The following is a 14,349-nucleotide window of genomic DNA, read 5'->3' on the forward strand; positions in this document are numbered from 1 at the left end:
CGCCCCGCGGGGCGACGACGCGGCGTCCGCCCCCGCGTCGCGCGAGGGCCCGAGGGTCCGGCGCGCGTCCGGCGCGCCGCTCGTCATTTCGGCTTGTTGCATACTGGCCATCTTACGCGCGCCGCCCCGCGGCCGCCGAAGGACCTCAGGCCATGACGCCACGCCTCGCTTCGCTCGTTTCGCGGCTTCAGGGCCGCCGTTCCGCGCGCGCCGCGTTCCCGGTTTCGCGGCTTGGGCGCCGGCCCGTCCCGCGCGCCGCGTTTCCCGTTTCGCTCGCCGCGGCCCTTTGCGCCGCGCTCTGCGCGTTCGGCGCCGCCCCGCCGACCGCCCCGCCGGTCGAGGCCGGCGCGGCCCTCGACGCCTACGAGCGCGGCGACTGCCGGGCGGCGGTCGCGGCCTTCGAGGCGCTGCCCGCCGACGGCGCGTGGAGCGCCGACGGGGCGCTGCAATATCGCTACGGCTGGTGCCTCGGCGCGCTCGGCCGGCCGGAGGCCGCGGAACGCCAGCGGCGCGCGGCGGAGCTGCTCGCGGCGGCGGCCGCGCGCCCCGGCGCGACGGTCGAGACGCCGTTCTATCTCGTGAACGCGCTCCAGAACTTCGGGCGGGCCGAGGAAGCGCGCCGCGAGGCGGCCGCGGCGGTCGAGCGGTACAAGAGCGGCGCGCTGCTGGTCCCCGCGGCCGAGCCGCAGGCTTGGTTCCAGCTCGGGAAGCTGTTCCGCGACGCCGGCGACGACCGCGGCGCCCTCGCCCCGTTCCGCCGCGCGCTCGACGCGGGCAAGGCGTCCGGCCGGCCGCTCCGCGCCGCCTACCTCCAGCGGATCCTCGCCGCGGCCGAGCAGGCGCGGGACGCCGAGCTGACGCGCGCCGCGGGCGAGGCGCTCGCCGCGAAGGATCCCGGCAACCCCGCGGCCGCGAACCGCGAGGCGCGGCTGCTGGCCGGCCAAGGGAAGCTCGCCGAAGCGCGCGCGGCGTTCGCGAAGCTGCAGGGGCGGCAGAACGACGCGGGGATGGACGCGCAGTACGCCGGCGTCTCGCTCGACCGCGTCCTCGAACTCGCCGAGTGGGGCGCAGCGCCGGCGACCAAGCTCGCCGACGGCCGCGAGGTCGCCGCGCTCGGCGAGGCCGAGCTGCGCAACGAGCTCGCCGCGCGGGCCCGCGAGGCGTGGGGGCTGATGAAGGGGCCGACGGTCGAGGTCCCGCGCCGCCGCGGTCCCGGCACCCGTCCCGCGCCGCCCGCGGCGACGCGCGAGGCGCTGCGCGCGCTGCAGGCCCGTTTCTGCGGCGCGCTGCTCGAGGCGGTCGTGCGCGGCGCGCCGCTGCAGCAGTGGGCGATCATCGACGGCTACCCGCAGCTCCTCCACCACCCGTGGGACGAGATCTACGTGCAGCAGGGCGCCGGCGACCGCAGCGAGCACGTCGTCCCGGCCGACTGACGCGGCCGCTTCGGGCGCGGACGAGTAGAGGACTCCGAGGCCAGGAAGGCGCGTCGTCTCGAAGGGTCGGGCGCGGACGGATCGAGGAGCCCGGCGTCGATGAGATCGCCGTCGTCGCGAAGGGTCAGGCGCGGACGAGGGCAACGACGCGGCGGCCGACCGCGAGCTGCGAGAGGGCCATCAGGCGCTGCGCGCGGCGGTCGGACGAGGCCCCCGCCCACGGCTCCCAGAGCACGATCGGCCAGGGGCGCGGCAGCTCGCGCTCCACGCGCTGCAGCAGCCGGGCCATGCCGACGAGCGGCAGCGGGCGGCCGCGCGAATCGTCGAGGACCGCGACGTCGGGCGGCCAGGACACGGCGTCGCAGCTCCGCGGCGCGCTCCAGAGCGATTCGTCGGCCAGCGCCGCCGAGGGCACGTCGAGCCGCTCGGCGAGGCGCTCGCCGAGCGCGCGCCGCTCGGCCTCCGCGCAGGCCTCTTCGGCCCGGCGGTCGTCGTCGGCGTGAAGTTCCATCTGCGTCAGGCGTTCGGCGAGGCGCAGCGGATCGTCCCCGCCCGCGCCGCGGGCGAGGCGCCGCGCGTCTTCCTCGACGGCGGCGGAGAGCAGCTCGGCCCGGCGCGCCCGGGCGAGGACCTCGGCGAGATCCTCGGCCAGCGTCGCCGCGGCGACGGTCTCGTAGCCGAAGCCGCCCGCCCCGAGCGCGGCGAGGAGCGCCGAGGTGGCGGCCATCCCGCCGCCGAGCCCGGCGGCCGAAGCGACCGCGGCCCCGACGAGCGCGGCCCCGCCGGCGGCGGCGAAGACCGTCCCCGCGCGGCGGCGCTGCGCGATTTCGTCCTGCACCAGCGCGGCGAGCCGCTCGAACTTGCGCCGCTCGTCGCCGAGCGCCCGGCGGCGGCGCGGATAGGCCTCGAGCCGGTTCACGCCGGCGTCGCCGAGCTTGGCGCGGGCCTCGCCGAGGCTCCCGCCGCGCGCCGGCGCCGCGGGACGTCCGGGGATCGGCGGCGTCGTCTGGCCGGCCAGCGTCTCGGAGGGGACGCGCGCCGGCAGCGGCCAGTCGGCGGCGCGGACGAGCGTCAGGTCGGCCTGCCCGCGGCGCGCCTCGACCACGGCGCGGTTGGAGGAGGCGGAGCGGTCGAGCGCCTCGAGCAGCGCGGCGGCGAGGCTCGCGCCGTGCTCCCGCGCGGGGATCAACAGCGGCTCGGCGCCGTCGGGATCGAGGTGCAGCTCCCCCTTGGCGGAGGGGAGCGACCAGCGGAGCACGGCCCCGCCGAACTCGCGCCCGACGCGCGGAGCGGCGTCCATCGCCGGCCTTTCGCCGGACATGAACGGGGGGCGGATTGTTCCTTCGACGCCGACGTACATCGCTTTCGCTCGTCTCCGCTGCCAAAGATAGGCGCGCCGCCGCGCGACGCCAGCGCTCGTTGCCCCGCGGCCGCCGCGGGTGCTAACGTCCGCGGTCCATGAGTCCCAAAGACGCCCACGGCATCGGCGGCCTGCCGCCGGCCAACGAGATGACCCCGATGTTCCGGCAGTGGGCGGACGCCAAGCGCCGCTGCCCGGACGCCGTGCTCTTTTTCCGCATGGGCGACTTCTACGAGATGTTCTTCGACGACGCCGTCCTCGCGGCGCCGATCCTCGAGATCGCCCTCACCGCGCGCGGCAAGGGGACGGCGACCGCGGCCCCGATGTGCGGCGTGCCGCACCACGCCGTGGACGCCTACGTCGCGAAGCTAGTCGAGCGCGGCCACCGCGTGGCGATCTGCGAGCAGATGGAGGACCCGCGCAAGACGAAGGGGATGGTCCGCCGCGACATCATCCGCGTCGTCAGCCCGGGGACGCTGACCGACCCGACCCGCCTCGACCCCGGCGCGGGGAACTTCCTCGCCTCGGTCTCCGGACGCGGCCCGTACGGCGTCGCCCTCTGCGACCTCTCGACCGGCGAGCTGGTCCTCGCCGCCGCGGCCGACGCCGCGGAGCTCGCCGACGTCCTCTCCCGCTACGACGCCCGCGAGGCGCTCGCGCCGGAGAGCGCCGCCGCGGAGCTGCGTGAGCTGCTGCCGGAGATCCACGGCGCGCGGCCGCTCGTCACCGCGGCGCGCGACGACCGCTTCGAGCCGGCCGGCGCGCGGGAGCGGCTGCTCGCCGCGCTGCGCGTCGCCTCCCTCGCCGGCTTCGGCTGCCCCGACGACCATCCGGCGATCCCCGCCGCCGCGGCGGTCCTCGCGCACCTCGCGGAGACGCAGCGGACCGACGCCGCGCACCTCGACCGGCTGCGCGTCGAGAACCCCGTCCGCACGCTGCAGCTCGACCAGGCGACCCGCCGCAACCTCGAGATCGTCGCCAACCTGCGCGACGGCGGGCGGCGCGCGACGCTGCTCGAGGTGCTCGACCGCACGAAGACGCCGCTCGGCGCGCGACGCCTCCGCGCCTGGCTGCTCGAGCCGCTGGCCGAGGCCGCGCCGCTCAACGAACGGCTCGGCCTGGTGGACGACTTCTTCCAGCGCGCCGAGCTGCGGCGCGCGGCGCGCGAGGCGCTTTCGCGCGTGCGCGACGTCGAGCGGCTCCTCTCCCGCTGCGCGCTCGGCGCGGCGACGCCCCACGACGCGCTGGCCCTGCTGCGCTCGCTCGAGGCGGTTCCCGACGTGCGCCGCGCCGTCGAGCCGCTGACCTCCGCCGGCGCGGAGCGGCTGCTCGGCCAGCTCGACCCGCTCGAGGAGCTGACGTCGCTGCTCGCGCGGGCGATCGCCGACGAGCCGTCGTCGTCGGTCGGCGACGGACGCGCGCTGCGGGCCGGCTACGACGCGGCGCTCGACGAGGCGCGCGACCTAACGCGCGGCGGCCGGCGCCGGATCGCGGAGATCGAGGAGCGCGAGCGCCTGCGGACCGGCATCGCCAACCTCAAGGTCGGCTACAACCGCGTCTTCGGCTACTACATCGAGGTCAGCAAGGCGAACGTCGCCAAGGCGCCGGACGACTGGGAGCGGCGCCAGACGGTCGCCACCGGCGAGCGCTACGTCACCCCCGAAATCCGCGAGCTGGAGACGAAGATCCTCGCCGCGGAAGAGAAGCTGGCCGAGCGGGAGCAGGAGCTGTTCGACCAACTGCTCGCCGAGGTCGCCGGGCGCGCCGGAAGGCTGCGCGGCCTCGCCGCGGCGCTGGCGGAAGTGGACGCGACGGCGGGCCTCGCCGAGGCGGCGGCGCTCGAAGGGTACGTGCGGCCGCAAATCGACGACGGGGACGCGCTGGAGATCGAGGACGGGCGCCATCCGGTCGTGGAGCGGCTGCTCCCGCCGGGGCGGTTCGTCCCCAACGACTGCAAGCTCGACGAAGGGCGGCGGATCCTCGTCGTCACCGGCCCGAACATGGGCGGCAAGAGCACGTTCCTGCGCCAGACGGCGTTGATCGTCCTGATGGCCCAGAGCGGCTCGTTCGTGCCGGCGCGCGCGGCGCGGATCGGGCTGATCGACCGGATCTTCTGCCGCGTCGGCGCGTCGGACAATCTCGCCGGCGGCGAATCGACGTTCATGGTCGAGATGACCGAGACGGCGAACATCCTCCACAACGCGACGCCGAAGAGCCTCGTCGTGCTCGACGAGATCGGCCGGGGCACGGCGACGTGGGACGGGATGGCGATCGCCTGGGCCGTCGTCGAGGCGCTGCACGACGATCCGCGCCTCGCGCCGAAGGCCCTCTTCGCCACGCACTACCACGAGCTCACCGAGCTGCAGGCGACGCTGCCCCGCCTCGCCAACGCGCACATCGCGGTGCGCGAACGCGGGCACGAGGTCGTCTTCCTCCACCGGATCGAGCCCGGCCCGTCCGACCGCTCCTACGGGATCCACGTCGCGCGCCTCGCCGGGCTGCCGGACAAGGTCGTGGCGCGGGCGCGGGAGATCCTCGACCGCCTCGTCGTCCAGCACGCCGCGCCGACGGCGGCCGAGCGTCCCGGCGCGCCGCTGCAGCTCGCGCTCTTCGAGCCGGAGCGGCCGGAGCGCGACCCGGCGGAAGACGAAGTCCTCGCCCGCCTGCGGGGCCTCGATCCCGACGACATCACGCCGCGCCGCGCGCACGAGCTGCTGCGCGAGCTGAAGGAACGCCTCCAACCCTAGCGGCAAACCGAGCGGGTTCGGTCAGAGGGCGACGGCGCGCGCGGCGAGACGCTCGGCGAGGCGGTCGAGCGGCGCCGTCTCGTCCGACAGCCCCGCCGCGACGACCACCTGCGGCATCCCGTAGACGACGCAGGTCTCCTCCGACTGCGTGATGCAGTGGCAGTCGCGGCGCTTGAGCGCCCGCACGCCGGCCAGCCCGTCTGCCCCCATCCCGGTCATCACGACCGCCAGGACGCCGCGCGCCGAGGGGTACTCGGCCAGCGAACGGAACAGCACGTCGGCCGCCGGGCGGCAGCTGTTCTCCGGCGGCGTGTCCACGAGCGCGACCGTCGGGCGTCCCTGCGCCTCCCGCACCGTCATGTGCCGTCCGCCGGGGGCGATGTAGACCACGCCGGGCGTCACCGCGTCCCCCTCCGCCCCCTCGACGACGCGCAGCGGCGAGAGGCCGTCGAGCCGCGCGGCGAGGCTCGCGGTGAAGACCGGCGGCATGTGCTGGACGACCAGCACCGGCAGCGGGAAGTCCCCCGGGATCTTGGGGATGAACTTCGCCAACGCCTCCGGCCCGCCGGTGGAGACGGCGACCGCGGCCGCCCAGAAGCGCGACGGCCGCCAGACCGTCCCGCCCGGCGCGGGAACGAGCGCCCGCCCCGCCGGCGGACGGACCGCGGGGCGCACGCGCGCCCGCGCCGCCGCGGCGCCGAGGATCGGGGCGAGCGCCGCCCGCGCCTCATCGAGGGCGGTCGCCGGATCGCGCGAGACCGGACGGGCCGCCGCCTCGGCGCCGCCGAGGCGCAGCGCCCGCCGCAGCTCGTCGCCGTCCGGCGCGGCGGTCGCCCCGACGACGACGATCGTCGCCGACGGAACCCGCGCCGCGATCCACCCCAGCGCGCTCGGCCCCGCTTCCCGCAGCAGGTCGACGTCCACGAGCACGACGTCCGCGGGACGGTTCTCCAGCCGCCGCAGCGCCAGCCCCAGCGCCGACGAGATCTCGACCGCCGACACGACGGGCGACGAGCGCGCCGCCTCGGCCAAGGCGCCGCGGCGGAACGCGCTGGTGTCGAGCACGAGGACGGAGAGGCCCACGACGCGAATTTAGCAGCGCGGAGGGCGAAAAGGCGCGTTTCGGACGGAAGAGTGGAACGACCCGCCGACGGCGGCGGACCGCGGCGCGGACGGCGGACGGTCAGCCGGCCGCGACCCCCTGTCCGGCGACGCGCTTGACCATCCGCAGCTCCATCCCGGTGTCGAGATGGCGGAAGCTGACCTCGTCCACGAGGCTGCGGATCAGAAACAGCCCGCGCCCGGAGGCGTTGAGGATGTTCTCCGGCGCGCACGGATCGGGGGTGGCGTCGGGGTCGAACCCCGGGCCGCGGTCGAGAATCGAGACGGCCACCGCCGCGGACGGCTCGATGTCGAACGCGAGCTCGACGGGCTGCTGCGCCTGCAGCCCGTGGGCGTGCTTCATCGCGTTCGCCGCCCCTTCGCGGACCGCCAAGCCGAAGTCGAGCCGCGCGTCCTCTTCGAACCCCGCCAGACGGGCCGATTCCTCCGCCGCGCCTTGGATCATGTCCAAGAGCTCGAGCCGGCTGGGCACGGACAGCGATATGCGGCTGGCGTCTGTCATCGGCTGGTCTCGTAGCAAACTTTAAGCGCCGGGCCCGAAAACGGTCAACTCGGGCGGCGACCGTTAGTACCCCAAAAGGATGCCGCCCAGAGCGACTTCGGGCTGTTCCCACTTCTCGCCCTCGATGCGTCCGAGGACTTGGCCGTCCCGCCGAACGATGGCCACCGGAACGGCCTGGACGTTGGCGCGCTTCGCGTCGTCGTCGAACCCCGCGGTCCCCGGCACGCCGTGGAAGCGGAAGACGATTCCCTTGCCGTGCAGCGACTGGGCGACCTTGAGCAGACGCGGGACGAAGTGCTCGCAGTGGGGGCACCAGGTGCCGAAGTAGACGACGACCTCGGCCTTGCCGGGGAGCGACTCGAGCATCCGCATCGCGCCGATCTGCGGCGCGTAGGCCGCGGCGTTGCGCCGGTACTCGGGCATGTAGGCCAGCAGCCGCTCGGGCGTGGCGTCGCCCAGCAGCGGATCGCGCGGCTCGACGGCGGCCCGCGCGGCGCCGAGCGTGAATTTCAGCTTGGCCCCGTCGATCTCCAGCGAAGGGCCGGCGTCGGTCCCGGAGCGACGCACCAGCGCGGCTTCCGGATCGGACGGATCGGCGACGATGTCGGCGGGGGCGAGCGCCACGACCCGCTTCTCCCCGGCGATGATCATCACCGGCCGGGAGAGCGCCGGCGTGACCACGAGCAGCCGCGGGACGCCCTGGCCGCCCCAGAAGAGGCGGGCGTCGGGCTCGACCTTGCCGTTGACGCGGAGTTGGAAGTGGCCGGCGAGGAGGAAGCGGCCCTCGTCCACGGCGCCGGCCGCCTGCGCCCCGAAGGTGGCGGCGAGGGCGGCGACGACGGCGATCAGCGTGCGCATCATGGCGTCCGTCCAGCGGCCAGCGCTTCCAGCGCGGCCTTGTCGGGAATCTCGTTCCAAACCCGCACGATCGCCCGTTTCTCGACGAGGGCGGCGCGGGGCAGGCGGCGGTAGTACGACTTCAGCGCCATGTAGGGGGCGCTCTTCACTTCGAAAGCGGGCCCGGCGGAGAACGTGAACTCGAACGCCGCCGCGGCGTCGTCCTCGGCGAGGCCGTAGACGGCGCAGGCGGCGCCCGGCTTGAGCGCCAGCGCCTCGTTGATCCGCGGGACGGCGGCCTTCGTCGCCGCGTCGCGGCGGTCGATCAGCAGCACCAGCGCCCGGCGGCCGTCCTTCAGCTCGGGGACGACCTGGTCGAGTTGGATGTCGGCGACCTGCGCCCCGACCTTGAGGCGGGTCGCCCAGTCGTCCACCGGCAGCGCCGGGGCGGCGAGGGCCAGCGCCACCCCCGCCGCGCCCCCCGCGAAGCCGCACGCCCAGCGCCCCAAGGTCGCCCGCCCCTTGGCCCCGAGCCACGCGGCGAGCGAGAGGACGAAGAAGCCGAGGTCCTGCAGCGCGGCCTCGCCGGGACCGCGCACGACGAGATTGCCGAAGCAGCCGCAGGAGGCGGCCTCCTTGGTCGGGCTGAAGAACTCGTGGATCGTGAGGACGCAGAACGCGCCCATCAGCAGCGAACCGACGAGCAGGACGAGGCGATGGCGCAGGCCGCAGAGATAGGCGAGGGCGAGGCCGGCCTCGAGCGCGACGACGGCGACGATCAGCGGCGTCGCGAACCCCGCGGGAAGAACGCCCTTGCGCGCGTAGAGCGCGCCGATCCCGGCCGGATCGAGCGCCTTCCCCCACGCCGAGTAAAGCAGCACGAGCCCCAGGAGAAACGCGGCGACGCGTCCGACGCGTCCCGCCCATGCGGGTCCGCGCCCTCCCTCGGGCCTCGCGGCGGCCGGCTGCGAAATCGTCATGTTTGCAGCATAGCGGCCGCGGGCCGCGCCGCAAACCGCCTCCCGCGCCCGTCGGCGCCCCGAGGCGCGCGGACGGCCCCGACCGCGCGCCCCGCCGCGGTCGAGCGCGCGGGAGGCGACCGGCGCCGCTCACGCCCCGCCGCGGTCGAGTGCGCGGTAGGCGACCGCCTCGGCGACCTGCGGGGCGTCCACGTCGGCCCGTCCGGCGAGGTCGGCGAGGGTGCGGGCGACCTTGAGCACGCGGTCGTGGGCCCGCGCCGACAGCCGCAGGAGGTTCATCGCCCGCTCGAGATCCGCCTTGGCCCGCGGCGTGAGGGCGGCGGCCTCCGCCAGGCGCCGCACCGGCAAATGCGCGTTGTAGACGACGCCGAAACGGCCGTTCCGCGCCTCCTGCACCGCGCGCGCGGCGACGACCCGCGCCCGCACGGCGGCCGACGACTCGCCCGGCGCCTCGCGCGCCAACTCGGCGCCGGAGAGCGCGGGGACCTCGACGTGGATGTCGATCCGGTCGAGCAGCGGCCCCGAGATCCGCCCCTGGTAGCGGTCCACCATCGACGGCGTGCAGCGGCACTCGCGCGCGCGGCTCCCGCGCCAGCCGCAGGGACAAGGGTTCATCGCCCCGACGAGGACGAAGCGGGCCGGAAAGCGGGCGCGGCCGAGCGCCCGCACCACGGCGATCTGCCCGTCCTCCAGCGGCTGCCGCAGCATCTCCAGCACGGCGCGCGGGAACTCCGGCAGCTCGTCGAGAAAGAGCACGCCGTGCGCGGCGAGCGCGATCTCGCCGGGGCGCGGCGGCGAGCCTCCGCCGACCAGCCCCGCGCCGGAGACGCTGTGGTGCGGGGCGCGGAACGGCCGCTCGCGCACGAGCCCGCCGCCGGCGGCGACGAGCCCCGCCGCGGAGTGGACCCGCGTCACGTCGAGCGCCTCGGCGCGGTCGAGCGGCGGGAGGATCGTCGCGAGGCGGCGCGCGAGCAGCGTCTTCCCCGAGCCGGGCGGGCCGATGAGCAGCACGTTGTGGCTTCCCGCGGCCGCGACCTCCAGCGCGCGCCGCGCCGACTTCTGGCCCTTGACCTCCGCGAAGTCGCAGTCCGCGCGCGGCAGAGGCGGCGGCGGCGCGGTCCACGGGGCGAGCGCCGCGCGCTTGCCGGAGAGAGCGTCCACCGCGTCGCGCAGGGTGGCGACGGCGAGGACTTCGAGCCCGTCCACCTCCGCCGCCTCGCGCGCGGCCTCGGGCGGGACGAGGAGCGCGCGGAAGCCGGCCGCGCGGACGGCGATCGCCGCCGAGAGCGTGCCGCGCGCCGGGCGCAGCGAGCCGTCGAGGCCGACCTCGCCGTAGGCGGCGGTCGCGGCGAGCGGCGCGACGAGCGCGGGGAGCTTGAGGGCGGCCACGGCGAGGCACATCGGCAGGTCGAGCCCCACGCCGGTCTTCGGGACGTCGGCCGGCGCGAGGTTGATCACCAGCGCCGCGAGTTCGCTGTCCTCGGCGTTCCAGAGCGCGGCGCGCTGGAGCGCGATGCGCATCCGCTCCCGCGCCTCGCGCACGGCCCCTTCCGCTTGGCCGACGATCGCCGCGCGCGGCTCGCCGCGGGCCCGCGCGGCCTCGACCTCGACGACGAGCGCGTCCACGCCGAAGAGGCCGGCGCCGAAGGCCCGGCCGACCGGCTGCTCCGCCTCCCGCCTCGTCCGCGCCGCCGTCTCCTCGTCGCGACGTTCCGCCTCGCCGCGACCGCTCCCCGCGTCGGAACGTTCCGCCTCGCCGCCGCGGCGCGCCGCGGCGCGCGTCGCGCCCGTCTCCCGATCCTCCTCCGCGCGCATGCCCCCTCCGCTCCGCAACGTACGACGCCGCGCCGCGCGGCCGCGCCCCGTCGCCTCCGCGCCGTTGCGCGGGCGGGATATACGCACCCCTTGGGGCTATATTTCCGGGGGGCTCGACCTTCCCGGCCGCCCCTGCGGAGACCAGCGCCATGGCGACCGACGCGCGTCCGTTCACGTTCGACGACGAGCTCGCCGCGCGGCGCCTCGAAGAGCCGCACGCCGGCACGGTCCTCCCCACGCGCGAGACGGCGAAGATGCGCGACGAGGCGGTCCGCGCCGACGAGCGCGACGTCCGCGGCCGATGAGCGACGCGCGGATCGAGCGGGACTTCCTCGGCGAGGTCGAGGTGCCGCAGGACGCGCTCCACGGCGTCCACGCGGCGCGCGCGCGGGAGAACTTCCCGCTCGCCCTGCGCCCGCCGAAGCCGGAGCTGATCCACGCCTTCGGCGCCGTCAAGCAGGCCTGCGCGCGGACCAACCGCCTGATCGGCGCCCTCGACGCCGAGCGCGCCGCGGCGATCGAGCGCGCCGCGGCCGAGATGGCCGAAGGGCGGCTCGACGACGCGGTGATCGTGGACGCGCTGGCCGGCGGCGCCGGCACGTCGCTCAACATGAACGTGAACGAGGTCCTCGCCAACCGCGCGCTGCAGCTCCTCGGCGCGGCGCCCGGCGACTACGCGCGGATCTCGCCGCTCGACCACGTCAACCTGCACCAGTCCACCAACGACACCTTCCCCACCGCGCTGCGCCTCGCCGCGATCGGCGGCTGCCGCGCCCTCGAGGCGGAGGTGCTCGCGCTGCAGGAGGCGTTCCAGCGCAAGGAACGCGCCTTCGCCGGAGTCGTGAAGGTCGGCCGCACGGAGATGCAGGACGCCGTGCTGCTGACGCTGGGGCGCGAGATGTCGGCCGCGGCCGAGGCGCTCGGGCGCGACCGCTGGCGGATCTACAAGTGCGAGGAGCGGCTGCGGGTCGTGAACCTCGGCGGGACCGCCGTCGGCACCGGCCTCGGCGCGCCGCGCGCCTACATCTTCCGCGTCGTGGACGAGCTGCGCGGGCTGACGGGCGTCGGCTTCGCGCGGGCCGAGAACCTCGTCGAGGCGACGGCCAACGCCGACGTCTTCGTCGAGGTCTCGGGGCTGCTCAAGGCGTTCGCCGCCACGCTGGTCAAGATCTGCGGCGACCTGCGGCTCCTCTCCTCGGGGCCGGAGGCGGGGCTCGGCGAACTGCGCCTGCCGCCGCGCCAGGCCGGCTCGTCGATCATGCCGGGGAAGGTCAACCCGGTGATCCCCGAGGCGGCGACGCAGGCCGCGCTGCTCGCGATGGGCCTCGACGGCGTCATCGCCCACGCCGCGGCGCTCGGCTCGCTGGAGCTCAACCCGTTCCTGCCGCTGATCGCCGACGCGCTGCTCGAGTCGTGCGGCCTGCTGACGCGCGCCGCGCGGACGCTCCGCGAGCGTTGCGTCGAGGGGCTCGAGGCGGACGAGGCGCGCTGCCGCGCGCACGTCGCCGCCTCCACCGCCGCCGCGACCGCGCTCGTGCCGCTCCTCGGCTACGAGGGCGCGGCCAAGGTCGCGCGCCGCGCCGCCGAGACCGGCGTCGCGGTCCGCGAGGCGGCGATCGCGCTCGGCGCGGTCACGGCCGAGCAGTTCGACGAACTGACCTCTCCCGAGGCGGTCTGCCGCCTCGGCTCGCCCAACGGAACGAAGCGTGATGCGTAGCGCCCCCCGCGCCCTGCGGCTGCACATCGGATTCTTCGGCCGCCGCAACGTCGGCAAGTCCTCGCTGCTGAACGCGCTGACGCGCCAGCAGGTCTCGATCGTCTCCCCGCACGCCGGCACGACCACCGATCCGGTGGAGAAGCCGATGGAGCTGCTGCCGCTCGGCCCGGTCCTCTTCGTGGACACCGCGGGGATCGACGACGAGGGCGCGCTGGGCGAGCTGCGGATCGAGAAGACGCGCCGCGCGCTGGAGCGGATCGACGTCGGCGTCGTCGTCGCCGCGGCGGGCGAGTGGGGCGGGTTCGAGGAAGGGCTGCTCGACGAGCTGGAGCGCCGCGGGGCCGCGGCGGTGGTCGTCGTCAACAAGACCGACCTCGGCGCGCCGGGCGAGGACGTGCGGGCGCGGCTCGCCGCGCGGAACGTGCCGCTCGTCGCCGCCGCGGCGACGCGGGGCGAAGGGATCGCCGAGCTGCGCCAGGCGCTGATCGCCGCCGCGCCGCAGGACTACTTCGACCAACGCCGCCTCGTCGCCGACCTCGTGCCGCCGGGCGGGCTCGCCGTCCTCGTCGTGCCGATCGACAAGGAAGCGCCGAAGGGGCGGCTGATCCTGCCGCAGACGATGGCCATCCGCGACCTGCTCGACGGGGACGCTATGGCCGTCGTCGTCAAGGAGCGCGAGCTGCGCGCCGCGCTCGCGCGGCTCGCCGCGCCGCCGGACCTCGTCGTCACCGACTCGCAGGCGTTCCTCAAGGTCGCCGCCGACGTGCCGGACGCCGTGCCGCTGACGTCGTTCTCGATCCTGATGTCCCGCTTCCAGGGGGACCTCGTCGAGCAGGTGCGCGGCGCGCTGGGGATCGAGAGGCTGCGCGGCGGCGACGCGGTGCTGATGGCCGAGGCCTGCGCGCACCATCCGATCGGCGAGGACATCGGCCGGGTGAAGATCCCGCGCTGGCTGACGCAGTACGTCGGCGCGAAGCTGGAGTTCGTCCACGTCCAGGGGCGCGACTTCCCCGACGACCTCTCGCCGTACAAGCTCGTCGTCCACTGCGGCAACTGCGTCGGCAACCGGCGCGAGATGCTCTCGCGCATCGCCCGCTGCCGCGAGGCCGGCGTGCCGATCACCAACTACGGCCTGACGATCGCCTACTCGCTGGGGATCTTCGAGCGCGCCCTCGGGCCGTTCCCCGCGGCGCGCGAGGCGTTCCGCGGGGCGTCGCGATGACGCGCGGCGAGATCCTCTCCCGGCTGACGGAGCGCGATCCGCGGCGGCTCGAGGCGCTGTGGGCCGAGGCCGACGCGACGCGGCGCGCGCGGGTCGGCGACGACGTCCACCTGCGCGGCCTCGCCGAGATCTCGAACTACTGCGTGCGCGGCTGCCTCTACTGCGGCCTGCGCGCCGGCGCCGGCGGCCCGGAGCGGTACCGGCTGACGCGCGACGAGATCCTCGAGTGCGCGGCGGCGGCGAAGGCGCTCGGCTACGGCACGCTCGTCATGCAGTCGGGCGAGGATCCGGGGCTGTCGCGGGAGTTCGTCGCCGACGTCGTGCGCGAGATCAAGGGGCGCTTCGGCCTCGCCGTCACGCTGAGCCTCGGCGAGCGGAGCCACGAGGACACGCTCGCCTGGCGCGAGGCGGGCGCCGACCGCTACCTGCTGCGCTTCGAGACCTCCGACCCCGAGCTCTACGCGGCGGTCCACCCCGATCTCCCGGGGAAGGTCTCCGACCGCGTCGCCCAACTGCTGCGGCTCCGCGCGCAGGGGTACGAGATCGGCTCCGGCGTGATGGTCGGGCTGCCGGGACAGACGTGGGAGATCCTCGCCGGCGACATCGCGCTCTTC

12 protein-coding genes are annotated in these 14,349 nt (G+C 75.8%); 6 read left to right on the top strand and 6 right to left on the bottom strand.

The annotated features are described in order from the left end of the window. The first annotated feature begins 152 nt into the window (after positions 1–152). Positions 153–1,433 (top strand): tetratricopeptide repeat protein, encoded by a 1,281-nt coding sequence (locus tag LLG88_02210; protein MCE5245721.1) that lies wholly within the window; start codon positions 153–155, stop codon positions 1,431–1,433. A gap of 124 nt (positions 1,434–1,557) precedes the next feature. On the opposite strand, the gene LLG88_02215 is transcribed toward LLG88_02210, so the two are convergent. Next, on the bottom strand, positions 1,558–2,754 hold the full coding sequence (locus LLG88_02215) for a hypothetical protein (GenBank protein ID MCE5245722.1): 1,197 nt from the start codon (positions 2,752–2,754) through the stop codon (positions 1,558–1,560). Between the two features lie 137 nt (positions 2,755–2,891). On the opposite strand from LLG88_02215, the gene mutS reads away from it, so the two are divergent. After that, on the top strand, positions 2,892–5,540 hold the full coding sequence (gene mutS, locus LLG88_02220) for a DNA mismatch repair protein MutS (protein ID MCE5245723.1): 2,649 nt from the start codon (positions 2,892–2,894) through the stop codon (positions 5,538–5,540). Positions 5,541–5,561: 21 nt separating this feature from the next. On the opposite strand, the gene LLG88_02225 is transcribed toward mutS, so the two are convergent. From LLG88_02225 to LLG88_02245, 5 genes are all read right to left on the bottom strand, one after another. Then, a complete protein-coding gene (locus LLG88_02225; protein MCE5245724.1) occupies positions 5,562–6,623 on the bottom strand; it encodes a CheB methylesterase domain-containing protein in 1,062 nt (353 codons plus the stop codon). Between the two features lie 100 nt (positions 6,624–6,723). Beyond that, a complete protein-coding gene (locus LLG88_02230) occupies positions 6,724–7,134 on the bottom strand; it encodes an ATP-binding protein (protein MCE5245725.1) in 411 nt (136 codons plus the stop codon). Positions 7,135–7,227: 93 nt separating this feature from the next. Beyond that, complete coding sequence (locus LLG88_02235) at positions 7,228–8,025, bottom strand: hypothetical protein (protein MCE5245726.1); 798 nt, start codon at positions 8,023–8,025, stop codon at positions 7,228–7,230. Further along, positions 8,022–8,981, bottom strand: coding sequence for a hypothetical protein (locus LLG88_02240; protein ID MCE5245727.1), 960 nt, complete (start codon positions 8,979–8,981; stop codon positions 8,022–8,024). Before LLG88_02240 ends, LLG88_02235 begins: the two co-directional genes overlap by 4 nt. Before the next feature lie 129 nt (positions 8,982–9,110). Then, the gene (locus LLG88_02245) at positions 9,111–10,796 is read right to left on the bottom strand and encodes a YifB family Mg chelatase-like AAA ATPase (GenBank protein MCE5245728.1); all 1,686 of its coding nucleotides are present in this window, start codon (positions 10,794–10,796) and stop codon (positions 9,111–9,113) included. A 149-nt stretch (positions 10,797–10,945) separates the two neighbouring features. Here LLG88_02245 and LLG88_02250 point away from each other — a divergent pair, with 149 nt between their 5' ends. From LLG88_02250 to LLG88_02265, 4 genes are all read left to right on the top strand, one after another. Continuing rightward, the gene (locus LLG88_02250) at positions 10,946–11,101 is read left to right on the top strand and encodes a hypothetical protein (GenBank protein ID MCE5245729.1); all 156 of its coding nucleotides are present in this window, start codon (positions 10,946–10,948) and stop codon (positions 11,099–11,101) included. Beyond that, on the top strand, positions 11,098–12,513 hold the full coding sequence (locus LLG88_02255; protein MCE5245730.1) for an aspartate ammonia-lyase: 1,416 nt from the start codon (positions 11,098–11,100) through the stop codon (positions 12,511–12,513). The genes LLG88_02250 and LLG88_02255 overlap by 4 nt, the downstream gene beginning before the upstream one ends. Next, positions 12,506–13,735 (top strand): [FeFe] hydrogenase H-cluster maturation GTPase HydF, encoded by a 1,230-nt coding sequence (gene hydF, locus LLG88_02260; GenBank protein ID MCE5245731.1) that lies wholly within the window; start codon positions 12,506–12,508, stop codon positions 13,733–13,735. Before LLG88_02255 ends, hydF begins: the two co-directional genes overlap by 8 nt. Continuing rightward, the coding region (locus LLG88_02265; GenBank protein ID MCE5245732.1) for a radical SAM protein at positions 13,732–14,349 on the top strand (618 nt) is incomplete at its 3' end. The genes hydF and LLG88_02265, both read left to right, overlap by 4 nt.

It is taken from the genome of bacterium, assembly GCA_021372775.1.
Taxonomy (GTDB): domain Bacteria; phylum Acidobacteriota; class Polarisedimenticolia; order J045; family J045; genus JAJFTU01.